Source organism: Streptomyces sp. H39-C1, assembly GCF_027158125.1.
In the GTDB taxonomy this organism is placed as follows: Bacteria; Actinomycetota; Actinomycetes; order Streptomycetales; family Streptomycetaceae; genus Actinacidiphila; species Actinacidiphila fildesensis.
Map to the genome: position 1 here is coordinate 64,082 of NZ_JAPVLS010000031.1, position 17,157 is coordinate 81,238.

The window sequence follows — 17,157 nt, forward strand, 5'->3', positions numbered from 1 at the left end:
AGTGAACATATTCGAACAAACCATAAGAAAAAGTGAGCGCGATCGGCCGTAGTGAGGCACATTGGTTAGCGGCCGTTACAACGGCCCGATGGGAGACATCACCATGCGCCATGACATGGCAGGCACCGCCAGGCGACCGGCCCGGCGGCAGCCCGGTTCCGCCGGACCGGTCACCGAGGCAGAGGCCGAGCTGTTCATCCACGGCATCTGTTTCAAGACCGGCCCACCGACCAGGATCGGTACCGAGCTCGAGTGGTTTCTGCATGACGCGCACGACCCGGCCCTGCACATCGACCCCGGCCGGCTGGCAGACGCCGTCAGCGGCCTGGAACAGCTTCCGCTGAACGCCGGGCTCACCCGTGAGCCGGGCGGCCAGATAGAACTCAGCTCCCGCCCCGCCGACTCCCTCGCGCAGTGCGTCGAGGAGACCTCGGCCGACCTGGCCGCCGTCCGCGGCCATCTCAAGGCGCGGGGCCTCGTCGCCGCAGGCCACGGCCACGATCCCTACCGCACACCGCGCCGCATCCTGGACCTCCCGCGCTATGTCGCGATGGAGGAGTACTTCGACCGGGCGGGCACCGCCGGCCGTTCCATGATGTGCAGCACCGCCTCCGTGCAGGTCTGCGTGGACGCGGGCACCGACAGCCCCGGCCCGCACGGCATCCGTTCCCGCTGGCGGCTGGCCCATCTGCTCGGCCCCGTCCTGGTCGCCGCGTTCGCCAACTCACCGCTGCGGCAGGGCCTCCCCAGCGGCTGGCGGTCCACCCGGCAGGCCGTGTGGTCGCTGATGGACACCGCCCGCACCCTCGCCCCGCCGCTGGACCGTGAACCCCGCGCCGCCTGGGCCCGGTACGCCCTCGACGCGCCGGTGATGTGCATCCGGCAGGAGGACGGCCTGCCCTGGACCGCACCCACCGAACTCACCTTCCGTGACTGGATCGGGAACGGCGGCCCGGCCGGCTCCGCACCCACCCTCGACGATCTGCGCTACCACCTGACCACCCTGTTCCCGCCCGTCCGCCCGCAGGGCCACCTGGAACTGCGCATGATCGACGCGCAGTCCGGCGAGGACGGCTGGATCGTGCCACTGGCCGTGGTCACCGCCCTGTTCGACGACCCCGTCGCCCACCAGGCGGCGCTGCAGGCCCTGCTGCCGCTGGGCGTGGGCGGCCCGCCCGCCCCGCGCAACCCGTTGTGGGTCCGCGCGGCCCGCCGCGGCCTGACCGACCCGGCCCTGCGCAGGGCTGCCGACGCCTGCTTCCGGGCCGCCCTCGACGCGCTGCCACGGATCGGCGCACCCGCGCACGTCCAGGCCACCGTCACCGAATTCGCCGAGCGCTACATCGCGCGCGGCCGATGTCCCGCCGACGACCTGATCGACCAGGTCCGCTCCGCGTCCGGCCGCCCGCCGGCCCGGACCGGCACGCCGACCAAGGAGGACCGCGCGTGAACGACAGCACCGCCCCCGGACCGGACGAGGACGCGCTGCGCGCCCGCATCGCGGCGGCCCTGACGACCGCGCGCGCCCGCACCCGGACCCTGACCGAATGCGTCGACGACCCGGACCTCACCGCCCAGCACTCACCGCTGATGTCACCCCTGGTCTGGGACCTCGCACACATCGGCAACCAGGAGGAGCTGTGGCTGCTGCGCACCGTCGGCGGCCACGAGCCGATCTTCCCCAGTGAGATCAACTCGCTCTACGATGCGTTCGAGCACCCCCGCGCGGAACGGCCCCGGCTGCCCCTGCTGCCGCCCGGTGAGGCCCGCGGGTACAACCACGAGGTCCGCGGCCGGGTCATGGACCTCATCGAGAAGACCCCGCTGCACGGCAGCGGCCTCCTCGTCGCGGGATTCGCCTTCGGCATGGTCGCCCAGCACGAGCAGCAGCACGACGAGACCATGCTGATCACCCATCAGCTGCGCACCGGCCCCGCCGTCCTCAGCGCCCCGTCGCCGCCCGCCGCGCCCGCCGACGCCGCGACGCTGCCGCGCGAGGTCCTGGTGCCCGGCGGACCGTTCACCATGGGCACCTCCGCGGAACCCTGGGCGCTGGACAACGAACGCCCCGCCCACAGCGTCCAGGTCGACGCCTTCCACATCGACACCACGCCGGTCACCAACGGCGCCTACCTGGAGTTCATCGCGGACGGCGGCTACGACGACCCGCGCTGGTGGACCGGTCCCGGCTGGGAGCACCGGCAGCGGGCCGGGCTGTTCGCCCCGCTGTACTGGAGCCGGGAAGGCGGCCAGTGGCTGCGCCGGCACTTCGGCGTCACCGAACCGGTGCCCGCGGACGAGCCCGTCCTGCACGTGTCCTGGTACGAGGCCGACGCCTACGCCCGCTGGGCCGGCCGCCGGCTGCCCACCGAGGCCGAGTGGGAGAAGGCCGCCCGCCACGACCCGGCCACCGGCCGCTCCCGGCGCTACCCGTGGGGGGACGAGGACCCGGCACCGGAACACGCCAACCTCGGCCAGCGGCACCTGCGGCCCGCCCCCGCCGGCAGCTACCCCGCCGGAGCCTCCCCGCTCGGAGTGCGCCAGCTCATCGGCGACGTCTGGGAGTGGACCGGCAGCGACTTCCTGGCCTATCCCGGATTCGCCGCGTGGCCCTACCCGGAGTACAGCGAGGTCTTCTACGGCGGCGACTACAAGGTGCTGCGTGGCGGAGCGTTCGCCGTCGACCAGGTCGCCTGCCGCGGCACCTTCCGCAACTGGGACCACCCCGTACGCCGGCAGATCTTCTCCGGCTTCCGCACCGCCCGCTCCCAGGACAGCCGCTGATGTGCCGGCATCTGGCCTATCTCGGGCCGCCCGTCGCGCTGCGCACCGTGCTCACCGAGCCGGAGCACAGTCTGTACCGGCAGTCCTGGGCGCCCCGCGAGCAGCGCCACGGAACGGTCAACGCCGACGGATTCGGCGTCGGCTGGTACGCGGACCGCGATCCGGTGCCCGCCCGCTACCGCCGCGAAGGACCGATCTGGGCCGACGCCTCCTTCCCCGACCTCGCCCGCGTCATCAGCACCGGCGCGCTGCTGGCCGCCGTCCGCTCCGCGACCGAGGGCGGTGCGGCGGGAGAGAACGCCGCGGCGCCGTTCGCCGCCGACCGATGGCTCTTCAGCCACAACGGGGCGCTCACCGGCTGGCCCGCGACCCTGGAGCCCGCCGCCGCGCGGCTCTCCGCCGCGGAACTGCTCTCCCTGGACGCGCGCTGCGACTCCGCGTTCGTCTGGGCCCTGGCACTGCACCGGCTGCGGGCCGGGGAGCCGCCGGGCGACGCTCTCGCCGGCACCATCGCCGACCTCGCCCCGCACGACCGGGGGCGCCTCAACCTCCTTCTCACCGACGGTGCCGTCATCGCCGCCACCACCTGGGGCGACACCCTCTACTACCGCCACGAGCCGGGCCGTTCGGTCCTCGTCGTCTCGGAACCCCACGACGACGAGGACACCTGGGTCAGGGTCCCCGACCGGACCCTGCTCGTCGCCACCCCCGACGAGATCCAGCTCACGACGCTCAAGGAGCCGAACCGTTGAGTACCTTCACGCTCACCCGCCGCCTGCCCGCCGACGCCACCGCCGACGCCCTGCGCGCCGACGTACGCGAAGGGCTCACCGCCGACCCCAAGTGGCTGCCGCCCAAGTGGTTCTACGACGCCCGCGGCAGCGAGCTCTTCGAGGAGATCACCCGGCTCCCGGAGTACTACCCGACCCGGGCGGAACGGGAGATCCTGCAGACCAGAGCGCAGGAGATAGCCGCCGCCACGGGAGCGGCCACCCTCATCGAGCTCGGCTCCGGATCGTCCGACAAGACCCGGCTGCTCCTCGACGCGCTGCTCGCCGCCGGGACGCTGAAGACGTACACACCCGTGGACGTCAGTGAGGCGGCCCTGCAACAGGCCGGGGAAGCGCTGCTCAAGGAGTACCCCGGGCTACGTGTCGACGCCCTCATCGGCGACTTCCTGGGCGACCTGCGGGTGCCCGGGGCCGAGGGGCCGCGGCTGGTGGCCTTCCTCGGTGGCACCCTCGGCAATCTGCTGCCCGCCGAACGCGCCCGCTTCCTGGCCGCGGTCCGCGCCGGACTCGCCCCCGGCGACGCGCTGCTGATCGGCACGGACCTGGTGAAGGACGAGGCCACCCTCGTCGCCGCCTACGACGACGCGGCCGGGGTGACCGCGGAGTTCAACAAGAACGTGCTGCACGTCATCAACCGCGAACTCGGCGCCGACTTCGACCCGGGTGAGTTCGACCACATCGCTCTGTGGGACCGGCAACACGAGTGGATCGAGATGCGGTTGCGGGCCCGCTCCCACCTGACGGTGAAGATCCCCGAGCTCGACCTCGCGGTCACCTTCGAGCCGGGCGAGGAGATGCGCACCGAGATCTCCGCGAAGTTCCGCGAGGAGGGCCTGCGCGAGGAGCTCGACGCCTCCGGGCTCGACCTGCGCCACTGGTGGACGGACACGGGCGGCAGGTTCGGGCTGTCGCTGTCCGTCGCCCGGTAACGGCGCTTCTCCGCGGACACCGTGACCGGCTCCCGCACCGCCCTCGGCGGTGCGGGAGCCGGTCTCATGTCAGGGGTGTTCGAGGGGTGTCACTTCCGGCGGGCTCGGCCCATGAGACTCTGGGCACCGCTGAACTGATGTACGACACCTACAGGAGGGGTCGCGGGTGCCCGCGATACGTTTGACCCGGACGCACCGGATTCTTGTCGGTGTGGTCGTCGCCGGTGCGGTGGTGATCGCCGCGATCGGTTTCGCGGGATCGTATGCCGCGGTGCGGGAGCTCGCGCAGAACAAGGGCTTCGGCTGGTTCGCGAACGTCTTCCCGATCGGGGTGGACGCCGGGATCGTGGTGCTGCTGGCGCTGGATCTGCTGCTGACGTGGATGCGGATCCCGTTCCCGCTGCTGCGCCAGACCGCGTGGCTGCTGACCGCCGCGACCATCGCGTTCAACGGCGCGGCCGCCTGGCCCGACCCGGTCGGGGTCGGCATGCACGGCATCATCCCGGTGCTGTTCGTCGTCTGCGTCGAGGCCGCCCGGCACGCGGTGGGCCGGGTCGCGGACCTGACGGCCGACAAGCACATGGAGTCGGTCCGCCTCACCCGCTGGCTGCTCGCCCCCTTCCCCACCTTCAAGCTGTGGCGCCGCATGAAACTGTGGGAGCTGCGCTCCTACGACCAGGTCATCCGCCTCGAGCAGGACCGCCTCGTCTACCAGGCCCGCCTCCAAGCCCGCTACGGCCGCGCCTGGCGCCGCAAAGCACCCATCGAAGCCCTCATGCCGCTGCGGCTGGCCCGCTACGGCATCCCCCTCGCCGAAACCGCCACCCTCGGCCTCGCCGCCGCCGGCATCACCCTTCCCACCGTGCCCGCCGTCACCGCCGGCCCCGGGGGACCGGACGGCGCCACCGCTGAGGCCGCCGCAGAGGGCGAGGACGCCGGAGCCACGCGCCATGAGCAGTCCGCCGCCCCCGGCCCGGACAGCGTCGACGGCCGGGCCCACCCCGGACAGCCGGCGGAGGACGACGGGAGCGACGGATACGAGAACCTCTGGTTCACCCCGGTCCCGGTGCTGCCCACGGACGAGTCCGGCGAGCTCGGCGCGTACCCGGCGCCGGACGACCGCACGGCGCCCGAGCCGGAACCGGTGGCCGCGCGAGAGCAGCCGGCCGCGGCGCCCGCGGGTCCCGCCGGCGCCGCCTCGCGCCTCGACACCATTTACGCCGCGTTCGTCGAACTGACCGACGCCCTGGGCCAGTACCCGACCTTCGACGATCTCGCGAAGAGTCTCTTCGTCCGCTACAACGTCTCCGGCCGCGGCGGTCAGCCGTTGAGCCCCGACAGCCTGCGCCGCTATGCCGGCCAACTGCGGGAACGCTACGAGGAGGAGCGCTCGGGAGCGGAATACGGTGTGGAGGTTTGAGAGCAACCTCCCCCGGAGGAGTGACCGTTGCGGGAAGTTGTCCTCCCGGACGCCGACGGGCTGGGACACTCCGGTAAGAGCGGTTCGGCATGATCCGGTAGCAATGCGTTGTATTGACGGGTTCGCCTCACCCGCCGCCATCTGCCCCGCGCAGCCGGCGAGACAAGGAGGTGGCGGCGCTGGTGATCACGGCTCTGGAGTGGCTCGGCCTGTGGGTCGGCGTCAGCCTTGCCGCGGGCCTGTTGATCGCCGTGGCCGGATATCGTCGCAACACCCTGCGCCGCCGTGCCGAGGAGTCCCGCCGGATCGACCCGCCGGACGGCGAGCCCCAGGACTGACGTGCGGATCTGCCTCCGGACGAGGGGGCCCGGCACGCTATCGCGACGGCGTTCCGTGCGCAACACTGGATCCATGACGCCCGAGCAGCAGCGTGTTCTGGACACGATCGCGTTCCGGCTTGCCGCACGACTGGGCATCGACCGGGCCGAGGCCCGGATCGCGGTCGAGGACGCGGCCGACCGGCGCGGTCCCCATCTCGCCGAGGTCGACGCGGAGTTCCGTGCCGTGGCCGCTGAGCTGGCCGCCGCCGGGCAACCGGCCGCCCGGTTCGCCGCGGCGCTCCACCGGGCCGCCCGGCGCAGCGTCCGCGACGCGGTCCGGGAACGGGAGCGCGGCAAGCGCTTCGTCGCCCGGCATCCGGACCTGGTCGCCCTCGACCACCGGCTCGACCGACTCTACGAGCGCCCCACGTCCTGACGGCGGTCGCCGCCGCCTCAGTGCGCTACCCGGCGCCGTGCCCGCGCTCCGCCACCGCGTGGCCGAGTTCCGTGCGGCGGTGGCGGATCTCGTGCCGGAGGCGCTCGCCGACGACGAAGCCCGCGTCCCGCAGCACCGACAGGTGCTCCGATACGGTGCCGCCCGCGAGGCATGGCGGTGGGCGAGCGCGGAGGTCGAGGCGGGTTCCGTCAGGCCGGTCAGCAGCGCGGCCCGGGTGCGGCCGATCAGCCCGGCTGCTGGTGGAGCCCGATCCCGCCGAGTAGCGCGGCTCGCCCTGGGCCGAGCCCGCTGTCCGGTCGTGGACCGTCCCCCGTCTCCCGCTCGCGGAACGATGGCATGATGTCGACCTTCGCGAGCGAGAGGGGACGCCACCGTGCGCATTCTGTTCACCTTCGTCGGAGGGAACGGCCACTTCGAACCGCTGATCCCGATCGCGGACGCCGCACGGGAGGCCGGCCACACCGTCGTGTTCACCTGCCGTCCCAGCATGGCCAGGACGGTGGCGGCGGCGGGATTCGACGTCCTGGAGGAGGACACCGGCCGCGAATGGCAGGCGGAGCGGCGTCCGCTCCTCGCGGTCAGTACCGAGCGCGAGGACCAGGTCCTGCGGGACGCCTTCGCCGGCCGGATGGCGCGTGAGCGCGCGGCGAGCGGGGTCGACCTGTATGCCGCGTGGGAGCCCGATCTGCTGGTGTGCGAGGAGATGGACTTCGGCAGTGTGGTCGTGGCCGAGCGCCTGGGGCTGCCGTACGCGCGCGTGCTCGTCATAGCCGAGGGCTCGTTCGTCCGGCACCACCTGATCGCGGAGCCGCTCAACGAGTTGCGCGCCGAGCACGGCCTGCCCGCCGACCCCGGGCTGGAGATGCTCGGCCGCCACCTCGTCCTGGCGCCCTTCCCGCCCGGCTTCCGGCACCCGGACTTCCCGCTGCCGCCCACCGGGCAGGCGCTCCGGCCGCGCGGCCTCGACGCGGTGGCGGAGGAGGCCGTGCCGAAGTGGATCGGGGAACTGGACGACGCTCCGACCGTCTACTTCACCCTCGGCACCGTGTTCAACGTGGAGTCGGGGGACCTCTTCGCGCGGGTGCTGAAGGGGCTGCGGGATCTGCCGGTCAATGTGGTCGTGACGGTCGGCAAGGACATCGACCCCGCGGAACTCGGACCGCAGCCCGGCCATGTGCGCATCGAGCGCTTCGTCCCGCAGGCGGCGCTTCTGCCGCACTGCGACGTGGTCGTCTCGCACGGCGGGTCCGGGAGCGTGATCGGCGCGCTGGCGTACGGTCTGCCGTCGGTGCTGATCCCGATGGGCGCCGACCAGCCCCAGAACGCGGCCCGTTGTGCCGCGCTGGGCGTCTCCCGCGTGCTCGACGCCGTGTCGGCCACCCCGGACCACGTCCGCGAGGCGGTCGTCGAGGTACTGGCGGACGCGTCCTACCGGCTGGCCGCCGAAGGACTGCGGGACGAGATCGCCGCCCTGCCGGGCGCCGACCGGGCCGTCGCGCTCCTGGAAGACCTGGTGGCGGAGCAGGGCCTGCCCGGCTGAGCCGCTGAGCAGGCTGAGCTTTGGTGAACGATTTCAGCGTGTTGGTCATTTTGGCAGCTTTTGTGATGTTTTAGCGTCGGAGGTGGTGTGGTTGGCGGGTGGCGTGGACTGTGGAGGTTCGGGTGGCGTCGTGCGGTGAGGCCGAGTGCACGGGATGTGCGTGCGAAACGGACCGGGAGCGTACGGCGCCTGCTGGATTCGGCATCGGGTCCCGCTGGTGGCCGCTTGCGGCCTACTGGGTGGCCTCGCGGCTGGTGATGCTGGCCATGCTGCGCACCGGGCGCGGGGACATCGCGGAAGAGGTGCACCGGCTGTACACGCGCTGGGCCGGCGAACTGGCGGCCGGATCGTTCCCGGCCGGGGACGTCACCTGGCAGTACCCACCGGGCGCGGGGCTGGTCATGCTCGCGCCCCGTCTGCTGCCCGTGGTGTCGTACCTGCAGGGATTCGTCGCACTGATGGTGCTGGCCGACGCCGTGGTGGTGCTGGCCCTGGTGCGCGCCGCGCGCAGTGGCGGTCCGGCCGGCGGGTCCGGCAGCGCGGCCGGCGCCTGGCTGTGGGCCGGCGGTCTGCCCCTGCTGCTGGCACTGCCCTTCGCGCGGTTCGATGTGGCGGTCACCGCGCTGGCCGTGCTCTCCCTGCTGGTCATCGGCCGGCGGCCGTGGCTCGGCGGCACTCTCGCCGGGCTCGCCGCGATGATCAAGGTGTGGCCGGCGCTGATCGTGCTCGGCACCCCCAGGGGCCGGTCCACCCGCCAGGCCTGGAGCGCGGTGCTGGGGTCCGCGGCGGTGCTGCTGACGGTGCTGGCGCTGGGCTTCCGCGGGACGTTCGGATTCCTGTCCTCGCAGGGCAACCGGGGCGTCGAGGTCGAGTCGATGGGCGGCACCCTGCTGCACCTGGCCCGGCTGGGCGGCTGGCCCGGCCGCGTCAGGATGCACTACGGCTCGTTCGAGTTCCTCGGCCCCTACGTCTCCAGCGTCGCCCGCGGCTCCCTGCTGCTGACCGCGGTGGCGTTCGGATGGCTGCTGCTGTGGCGCTGGCGGGCCAGGGTCTGGAGCGAGGCCACCGTCTACGACGCGGCCCTGACGGCGGTGCTGCTGTTCACCTCCACCAGCCGGGTGATCAGCCCGCAGTACCTGATCTGGCTGATCGCCCTCGCCGCGGTGTGCCTGACGGTGCGCGGCACCACCCAGCGCCCGGTGGCGGTACTGCTGCTCCTCGCCACCGCCGTCACCGCCGTGGACTTCCCGCTGTTCTTCGGCGCGGTGCTGAACAGCTCCTGGCAGGGCGTTGCCGTCCTCTTGGCGCGCAACAGCCTGCTGGCGGCCGCGACGCTGCTGTCGTGTGTACGGCTGTGGCGCGCGGCGGTCCCGTCCGGCCGGACCTCCCGTGCGACCGGACGCCGTGCCGGACTGCGGCAGGTACCCCTGGAGAGCGGGGCCGTCGGCGGCAGCTGACCCCATCCTGGCCACGCCGGGCCGCGCCGGCTTTAAGGTCGTGTCATGGCTGCAGACGAGGGGACCGTACGGGTCGACAGTTGGATCTGGTCCGTACGGCTGACGAAGACCCGGTCGATGGCCGCCGCGGCGTGCCGCGCCGGCCACGTCAAGGTCAACGGTGAGCGGGTGAAACCGGCCCACACGGTGCGGGCCGGGGACGAGGTACGGCTGCGCGGGGAGGGTGCCGAGCGAATCGTGGTCGTCTCGCGCATCGTGCGCAAGCGCGTCGGGGCGCCCGTCGCCGCGGAGTGCTTCGTCGACAACAGCCCGCCGCCGCCCGCCCGTGCGGACCTCCTGGCGATCGGCCACCGCGACCGCGGGGCGGGACGCCCCACCAAGCGCGACCGGCGCGAGATGGAACGCCTCCGGGACATCGACGCCTGACGTCGCACGACCGGCGGCCACGGGGCGCCGCGTGGTCGCCGTCCGGGCTCCCGGACCGCTTGCCGTAGGAGATCGGCGCACCTAGCGTGAACCGTGCCGGCCGGGCCCCCGGCCCACCGGATCGCGCAGCGCTGACCTGGGAGGCGATCACCACGAACCCGATCGAGTTCCTGGACCGCGCGCCCGCACCCGCCACCGGCGGCGTATCGCTCCGGCTGCCCGGATCAGAACGGTAGGCCCTGCCATGTTCTCGTTGTCGCGGGCGGCCCGCCGGAAGACGGACGAGGCCGGGCAGGCGGGCGTGGCCGGGAAACCCGGCGGGACCGGGACGGCCGGGGAGATCCGCGTCCGCTCCGCCGCCGGGCGGTGGGTGCTCGTCGCCTCGATCCTCGGGTCGGCGCTCGCCGGCATCGACGCCACCGTCGTCAACATCGCCCTGCCGGCGATCGGCCGTGACTTCGGCGCAGGATTCGGCACCCTGCAATGGGCGGTCACCGCGTACACCGTCGCACTCGCCTCACTCATCCTGCTCGGCGGAGCGCTGGGCGACCGGTACGGCCGGCGCCGGGTCTTCAACGTCGGCGTCCTGTGGTTCGCCGCCGCTTCCCTGCTGTGCGGGCTGGCGCCCTCATCCGGCCTGCTGCTCGCCGCACGAGCGCTGCAGGGCGTCGGGGGAGCGCTGCTGATGCCCGGCAGCCTGGCCATGATCCAGGCGTCCTTCCACCCGGAGGACCGGGCGCGGGCGATCGGCTCCTGGTCCGCCTTCGGCGGTGTCGCGACCGCGATCGGCCCGTTCCTCGGCGGCTGGCTCGTCCAGGCCGCTTCCTGGCGCTGGGTGTTCCTCATCAACGCCCCGCTCGCCGTCGCCGTCGTCCTCATCTCGCGGCGGCACGTCCCCGAGACCCGCGATCCGGCTGCCACCGGCCGGATCGACGTGCTCGGCGCGGCCCTGAGCTGTGTCGGACTGGCCGGCGTCACCTACGCGATCATCGCCGCCCCGGAGCACGGAGCCGGGTCGCCGACGGTGCTCGTCAGCGGTGCGCTCGGCATCGCCGCCCTGGCCGGCTTCCTCGTCGCGGAGGCACGCCAGGCGCACCCGATGCTGCCGCTGAGCATGTTCTCCTCACGCCAGTTCAGCGCCGCGAACGGAGTCACGTTCGCCGTCTACGGGGCGTTCGGCGGAGTGTTCTTCCTGCTCGCCGTCCAGTTGCAGGTCGTCTCCGGATTCTCGCCGATCGCCGCCGGGACGGCGATGCTGCCGATCACGATCATGATGCTCCTGCTCTCCGCGCGCTTCGGCCGGCTGTCGCAGCGCATCGGGCCCCGGCTGCCGATGACGATCGGACCGCTGATCTGCGCGGCCGCGATCCTGCTGATGTTCCGCATCGGGCCGGACGCCGACTACGTCCAGGACGTGCTGCCCGCCGTCGTGGTGCTGGGCTTCGGCCTGGCCGTCCTGGTCGCCCCGCTCACCGCCACCGTCCTGGACGCCGTCGGCGCCGAGCACGCCGGCGTGGCGTCGGGGGTCAACAACGCGGTCGCCCGCGCCGCCGGCCTCATCGCCGTCGCCGCGCTGCCCGCCGTCACCGGACTGACGGGCCGCAGCTACGACGACCCCGAGGCGTTCTCGCACGGATTCCACCAGTCGCTGGTCATCGCGGCGGCGCTGCTCGCCGCGGGCGCCGCGCTGGCCGCCATCACGATCCGCACCCCACCTCCCCCGCCCGCCGAGGCGCCGGCAGCGCCGCAGGAGGAGGGGGAGGAGGAGCAGCCCGCGCCGCGTATGCACTGCGCGGTGGACGGGCCGCCGCTGACCGCCCGCAAGTGCAGCATCGGCTGACAGCGGTCAGTCCAGCGTCCGCCGCATCGTGTAGATGGAGTACGTCCCCATCTCGCCCCCGGGATCCAGCTCCCTGACCTTGTCGAGCATCCAGGCCGGTGCCATCCCCTGTGCGCTGTACTCGGCATCGCCGCGGGCCTCGAGCAGCCAGCCCTCGCCGCCCAGCCGGTCGAGCCGGGCCAGGATCAGGGCGGGGGTCTGCAGCGTCGAGTCCTCCAGCGCGACGATCTCCGCGCCTTCGCCGGTGACCACCAGTTCGTAGACCTTTTCCGCCCCCGGGGGCCCGTAGTACCCGATGTACAGAAAGCCGTACTGCCAACGCTCCACTGTCGTCCTCTCCCAACCGGTCGGATGGTGGCACGGTCACGTCACTGAGGACGCTTGCGCTCGTACAGCCCCTGCCCAGCCAGCGCTCCCGCATAGATCACGAATCCGATGCCGATGAGCCAGGACTGGACGATCAGGACGGTGCCGATGGGCCCGTACGAGACCGCGCTGCCGGCGATCAGCGGCGAGAAGACGGTGATGGAGAAGAACCGGAGACCGACCAGCCCGCCCACGGTCAGCAGGGCGCCGGGCAGCAGGAGCCGCCGGCCGATGCGGCCGCACAGCAGGAAGTGCTGGATCCACCAGAAGAACGCCACGCCCCCGACTCCCGTCACCACGATGCGGATGAGGGGCTGCAGCGGAGTGTCCTGCAGGACGTGGTCGGCGTACTCGGCCGTCAGCAGGTAGCCGACCAGGAGCGCGAGAGCCAGCGCCCGCCGCCAGGTGGCGTGCCAGGGTGCGGACGGCAGGTCCCAGATGCGTTCGTAGGCGGTCTGGATGGCGGCGATGAACGACAGCCCGAAGACCGCCAGGGACCCGAGGCTGAGCGCGGTCGTCGTACTCAGCACCCGCGCCGGGCTGCTGAACAGGCTCTCCACCGCGCGCGCGGATCCGCCCGTCACCCCCAGTGCGTCCCGCACCCACGCCACGAACCCCTGGCCGTTGTGCCCCAGCGCCGCCGCCACGACGATCAGCAGCGGAATCAGCGTCACCAGGCCGAGTGCGGCGAAGCCCATCGACCGCTGCATCAGCTCTATCTCCACGCCCCGCCGCCAGATCCGGCGCGCCACCCGGGCAGGCTTCGGCCCCCGGCGGGACGACGGACCGTCCGAGCCGGAGTGCGCGGTGCGGCGGGTACCGGGAACAGACTCCGAGCCCATGCCGGTCTGCTACCCCGTCCTGGGGCGTCTGCACGGGCCGAACGCCGTCGGTGCGACCGGGTGTGCGGTTCGCGCGGGGGGGAGCCGGATTCGGCCGGATGACCCGCTGCCACCGGCAACGCCGGGGCCGGGTGGCTGATCTCCGGCCGGGGAGGGCGTACCGGGCGGGACGGCCGGGTACGCGCAGCGCGTGGACGGGTCTCCCGTTCGTCTTGGCCGCAGATCACGAAGGACGGTAGTACGACATGGCGGAGTTCCTGACCGACATCGAAACGCTCCGGAGCCGGGCACGCAAGGAGATCGAGAAGGGTCCGGTGACGGATGCCTACGGCGCTGACCTGCAACGGGTCATCCAGGTGCTGAACGAGGCACTGGCCACCGAGATCGTGTGCACGCTCCGCTACAAGCGGCACTACTTCACGGCCACCGGGCTGTACTCCGAGCCCGTCGCCGCCGAGTTCCTGGAGCACGCCCAGGAGGAGCAGGCGCACGCGGACAAGCTGGCCCAGCGGATCGTCCAGCTGGGCGGGGAGCCGGACTTCGACCCGGACACCCTCACCAAGCGGTCGCACGCCGAGTACGACGCGAGCCTCGGGCTGATCGACATGATCAAGGAGGATCTGGTGGCGGAACGGGTCGCCATCGCCTCCTACACGGAGATCGCCCAGTGGCTCGGCAACGGCGACCCGACCACCCGCCGGGTGTTCGAGGAGCTCCTCGCGCAGGAGGAGGAGCACGCGGACGACCTGCGCGGGCTGCTGGAACGCATCCCTCAGGAGAAGTCGGGCCTCTGACGGCCCGAACTCCCGCCCGTCCGCCGCGGACCGGTGCGCGGCACGCCAGGATTCCCGGGCGTGCCGCGCACCGGTCCGCGGCGCGTCGAGGGGCGCGCTCGGGTCCACGTGGACCACGGGAGCCCTGTCACGCGCCGGGCGTTTTGCCTCCCCGCGCCGGGGGAAGCGGCTTCAGTACAGAGTTCTCCGGCCGGCCGGCGGACCTCCGCCCCCGTGCGGAGCTGAACCGGCCGGAGACCTGCCACCCACGAGGGTGTACGACAGCACGGTGCGGAGCACGGAGTATCGTCCGGCCGGAAGCGCGGCCGGCGTTGACGAAGGAGCGCAGGAGGCGGCCTCCGCCCGGGGGCCAGACATCGCGGAGACACCTCATGGACGCTGACGAACACTCACAGCTCACACCGGACTTACCTGCCCTGGTCGAGGTTCCCGATCTTCCCGGAGCGGCCGCGTCGGCAGCCGAGCGCGCCGCCCCTCCAACCCCCGGGAAGCACGGTGCGGACCGCCGCGCCATCAGTCCGTTCAGCCGCACGGGGGAGGGACCCACACGATGGGAGCTGTAGAACTCACCGACGAGGAACGCCGGATCCTCAGCAGTATGGAGGTCAACTTCCGCCGTGAAGGCCGACTCCTGCGCCGGCTGGCCAGTTGGGTCGCCCCTGCCTACCGCAGGGTGCGACGCCCGCCGGTCCGCTGGCTGGTGGCGCTGCTCGGCGGACTGGCCGCCGGATCCCTGATCCTGCTGATCGAAGCGGTACGCGCCGACGCACCGACGCTGATCTACACCTTCGTCGGCACCTGGACGGTCACACTGATCGGACTCGGAGCCCTGACGCGCCGGGCCACGGCCGTCTCCGTGCACCGCCCCCACTGGCACCGGAAGCACCGCGCACACCAACCGGACCGGACCGCACGAGGCGCGCCGCGGCACGACGCCCCCTGAGCCGAACGGCCTCGGTCAGCCGGTGAAGCCCTTCTCGGCCAGGATCGCGTCGATGCGGGCACGATGCGCCGCTTCCCAGGCATCGAGGGATTCGCCGGCCTCCTTGGCCATCTTGGTGCGGGCGTCGGCGAGCACCTGCTCCTGACGGGCGCCGGGAGTGACGACGATGCCTTCCTCGTCGGCGACCACGATGTCGCCGGCGCTCACGTTCACGCCGCCGCACCGCACCGTGCCGTTGAGCGGCGCAACGGCCTTCTTGGTCCCGGGAATGGGGATGACGCCCCTGGCGAAGACGGGAAAGCCCATCTCGCGCACCTCGGCGAGGTCACGGATCACACCGTCGAGCACGAACGCCGCGATCCCCCGGCGCTGGGCGACGGCGCAGACGTTGCCGCCGGCGAGCGCGTAGTCCACGTCACCCGCTTCGACGACGATGACCGAGCCGGGCTCCGCGCGGTGGATGGCCGCGTGCAGCATCAGGTTGTCGCCGGGAGGGCACCGTACGGTGAACGCCGGGCCGGCAATCCGCGGAGAGGGCCACAGCGGGCGGATGCCGATGTCCATGACCTGCTCACGGCCCAGGACGTCGGCGAGCGTGGTCGGGGAAACGCTGGTGAATCCGGTGACGCCGTTCATGTTCTTCCTTCACTCGGGACCACCCGACTCGGGTCGCTCCCAGGCTAAACCGTTGCCTTGCCGCGCGATCATCAGGGAGTTGCCGCGAGCAGCGAGTCGACTTCGGCCCGGGTGGGCAGCGCGTTCTGCGCGCCGCGCCGGGTGGCGGCCACGGCGCCGGCCGCACAGGCCCGGCGGACGGACTCGGCGAGCGGGCTGCCGAGACCGAGAGCGATGGCCAGTTGGGCACAGAAGGCGTCGCCCGCACCGACGGCGTCCACCGCGTCGACCGGGAAGCCCGGTTCGGTGAGCGGACCCCGGGCATCGGCGGCGACCGCGCCGGCCGCGCCGAGCGTGACCACGACGGTCCCGGGCCCCAGCCGACGGAGCTGGTCCGCGCGCGCCGTCCAATCCTCGTCCCGGCCGCCGGACGGTACGTCGGGGAGGCCGAGCAGTCCGGCGGCCTCGGTCTCATTGACGATGAGGACATCGACCGCACGCAGCAGTTCGGCCGGCAGCGGGCCGGGACCGGGCAGCGGAGCGGCGTTGAGCACGGTCAGCGCCCCGGCGGCGCGCGCCTCGCGGGCCGCGGCCAGCACGGTGGGCAGCGGCACTTCGAGCTGGAGCAGGACGGTGTCGGCGCTGTTCGCGACGAGGCCTTCCGTGAGGCTCCGCAACGTGGCTTCGTCCAGGTGGTGGTTGGCGCCGGGGGAGAGGGTGATGGTGTTCTCGCCGTCGTGCTGCACCACGATCAGCGCCAGTCCGGAAGCGGTGTCCGGGAGGGTGCCCACCGCGCTGTCGTCGATCCCCTCCGCCGTCAGGGCCGCCCGCAGTTCCACGCCATGGGCATCGTCCCCGAGCAGCCCGACCATCCGGACCCGTGCGCCGAGCCGCGCCGCGGCGACCGCCTGGTTGCCGCCCTTCCCGCCGGGTCCGCGGACGACATCGGCGCCGGAGACCGTCTCGCCCGGCCGGGGGAGACGCGGCACCGTGACCGAGAGGTCCATGTTGAGACTGCCGACCACGACCAGCCGTTCGTCCATCACCGATGTCCTTCTCTTCGTCGTCGCGACCGGGCGCCCCGGCACGCCGGGGCTATGCCTCCGCGAGCAGTCCGGAGATCGCCCGGCCGAACATCAGCCGGCCGGACCGGACGGTCAGACCGTCGAACAGCCGCGGCAGTCCCCGTACCCGCAGATCCTCGGTCCACACGATCCGCGATCCGGTGTCCCGCGCGGCCACTTCGATCTCGGCCCACCCCACGACGACCGTGCCGCGCTTCTCCAGCCGGCAACGGCCGGTGCCACCAGGCGCGGGCGGTTCCCAGCGCACGATCTCCATGGGGTCGTCGAACCCGACAGGCCCCAGGCCGGACCGCGCCACGAACACGGTGCCCAGCCGCGTGGGCGGCGGGGTGGTGACGGTGATCCTGGTCAGCGGCACATGGGCCGCGTGCCGCTCCCAGCGGGTGAGCCGCCGCCACACCTCGTCGACGGGCAGTGGGGAGGAGCGCTCGATCCTGATCAAAGCCACCACGTGACCCTATGCGAGCGCGCCCACTGGGCGCCGGGACCCGCCGCGGTGTCCTGATCCCGTCCCAAGACCCCACTCGTCCCTCGCGGCTTGCTCTAGG

General features: G+C 72.7%; 18 protein-coding genes. 13 read left to right on the top strand and 5 right to left on the bottom strand.

Annotation, left to right across the window (positions count from 1 at the left end; all coding sequences use genetic code 11):
• Positions 1–115 precede the first annotated feature (115 nt).
• The 11 genes from egtA to O3W51_RS21450 all read left to right on the top strand — a co-directional run bounded on the left by egtA (position 116) and on the right by O3W51_RS21450 (position 11,964).
• Entirely contained in the window at positions 116–1,450 is a 1,335-nt protein-coding gene (egtA, locus tag O3W51_RS21400) for an ergothioneine biosynthesis glutamate--cysteine ligase EgtA (protein ID WP_138353486.1), read from the top strand.
• A complete protein-coding gene (gene egtB, locus O3W51_RS21405; protein WP_244808984.1) occupies positions 1,447–2,784 on the top strand; it encodes an ergothioneine biosynthesis protein EgtB in 1,338 nt (445 codons plus the stop codon). The genes egtA and egtB overlap by 4 nt, the downstream gene beginning before the upstream one ends.
• Positions 2,784–3,536: an ergothioneine biosynthesis protein EgtC gene (egtC, locus tag O3W51_RS21410; protein WP_138353408.1), complete on the top strand. Its 753-nt coding sequence runs from the start codon at positions 2,784–2,786 to the stop codon at positions 3,534–3,536. The genes egtB and egtC overlap by 1 nt, the downstream gene beginning before the upstream one ends.
• Positions 3,533–4,504: an L-histidine N(alpha)-methyltransferase gene (gene egtD / locus O3W51_RS21415; RefSeq protein ID WP_138353409.1), complete on the top strand. Its 972-nt coding sequence runs from the start codon at positions 3,533–3,535 to the stop codon at positions 4,502–4,504. The genes egtC and egtD overlap by 4 nt, the downstream gene beginning before the upstream one ends.
• Before the next feature lie 166 nt (positions 4,505–4,670).
• Positions 4,671–5,924 (top strand): DUF2637 domain-containing protein, encoded by a 1,254-nt coding sequence (locus O3W51_RS21420; protein ID WP_138353410.1) that lies wholly within the window; start codon positions 4,671–4,673, stop codon positions 5,922–5,924.
• Positions 5,925–6,094: 170 nt separating this feature from the next.
• A complete protein-coding gene (locus tag O3W51_RS21425) occupies positions 6,095–6,262 on the top strand; it encodes a hypothetical protein (protein ID WP_269287163.1) in 168 nt (55 codons plus the stop codon).
• Between the two features lie 73 nt (positions 6,263–6,335).
• Positions 6,336–6,680 carry a hypothetical protein gene (locus tag O3W51_RS21430; RefSeq protein ID WP_138353411.1) on the top strand — a complete coding sequence of 115 codons (345 nt, stop codon included), beginning with the start codon at positions 6,336–6,338 and terminating at the stop codon, positions 6,678–6,680.
• 394 nt (positions 6,681–7,074) lie between these two features.
• On the top strand, positions 7,075–8,241 hold the full coding sequence (locus O3W51_RS21435) for a glycosyltransferase (RefSeq protein ID WP_138353412.1): 1,167 nt from the start codon (positions 7,075–7,077) through the stop codon (positions 8,239–8,241).
• 239 nt (positions 8,242–8,480) lie between these two features.
• Positions 8,481–9,698 (top strand): glycosyltransferase family 87 protein, encoded by a 1,218-nt coding sequence (locus O3W51_RS21440; RefSeq protein WP_269287164.1) that lies wholly within the window; start codon positions 8,481–8,483, stop codon positions 9,696–9,698.
• Positions 9,699–9,743: 45 nt separating this feature from the next.
• On the top strand, positions 9,744–10,124 hold the full coding sequence (locus tag O3W51_RS21445) for an RNA-binding S4 domain-containing protein (RefSeq protein WP_138353413.1): 381 nt from the start codon (positions 9,744–9,746) through the stop codon (positions 10,122–10,124).
• 244 nt (positions 10,125–10,368) lie between these two features.
• On the top strand, positions 10,369–11,964 hold the full coding sequence (locus O3W51_RS21450) for an MFS transporter (RefSeq protein ID WP_138353414.1): 1,596 nt from the start codon (positions 10,369–10,371) through the stop codon (positions 11,962–11,964).
• A gap of 6 nt (positions 11,965–11,970) precedes the next feature.
• On the opposite strand, the gene O3W51_RS21455 is transcribed toward O3W51_RS21450, so the two are convergent.
• On the bottom strand, positions 11,971–12,291 hold the full coding sequence (locus O3W51_RS21455) for a hypothetical protein (RefSeq protein ID WP_138353415.1): 321 nt from the start codon (positions 12,289–12,291) through the stop codon (positions 11,971–11,973).
• A gap of 41 nt (positions 12,292–12,332) precedes the next feature.
• The gene (locus O3W51_RS21460; protein ID WP_244808982.1) at positions 12,333–13,082 is read right to left on the bottom strand and encodes a YhjD/YihY/BrkB family envelope integrity protein; all 750 of its coding nucleotides are present in this window, start codon (positions 13,080–13,082) and stop codon (positions 12,333–12,335) included.
• A 335-nt stretch (positions 13,083–13,417) separates the two neighbouring features.
• Between O3W51_RS21460 and O3W51_RS21465 the strand changes: the two genes are divergently transcribed.
• Together O3W51_RS21465 and O3W51_RS21470 are read left to right on the top strand one after the other, a co-directional pair.
• Positions 13,418–13,966 (top strand): ferritin-like domain-containing protein, encoded by a 549-nt coding sequence (locus O3W51_RS21465; protein WP_138353417.1) that lies wholly within the window; start codon positions 13,418–13,420, stop codon positions 13,964–13,966.
• 550 nt (positions 13,967–14,516) lie between these two features.
• Positions 14,517–14,909 (top strand): hypothetical protein, encoded by a 393-nt coding sequence (locus O3W51_RS21470; RefSeq protein ID WP_138353418.1) that lies wholly within the window; start codon positions 14,517–14,519, stop codon positions 14,907–14,909.
• Positions 14,910–14,924: 15 nt separating this feature from the next.
• On the opposite strand, the gene O3W51_RS21475 is transcribed toward O3W51_RS21470, so the two are convergent.
• From O3W51_RS21475 to O3W51_RS21485, 3 genes are all read right to left on the bottom strand, one after another.
• A complete protein-coding gene (locus O3W51_RS21475; protein WP_138353419.1) occupies positions 14,925–15,545 on the bottom strand; it encodes an RraA family protein in 621 nt (206 codons plus the stop codon).
• A gap of 71 nt (positions 15,546–15,616) precedes the next feature.
• A complete protein-coding gene (locus O3W51_RS21480) occupies positions 15,617–16,567 on the bottom strand; it encodes a ribokinase (protein WP_232486002.1) in 951 nt (316 codons plus the stop codon).
• Between the two features lie 52 nt (positions 16,568–16,619).
• Positions 16,620–17,057 (bottom strand): SRPBCC family protein, encoded by a 438-nt coding sequence (locus O3W51_RS21485; protein ID WP_138353421.1) that lies wholly within the window; start codon positions 17,055–17,057, stop codon positions 16,620–16,622.
• Positions 17,058–17,157 lie beyond the last annotated feature (100 nt).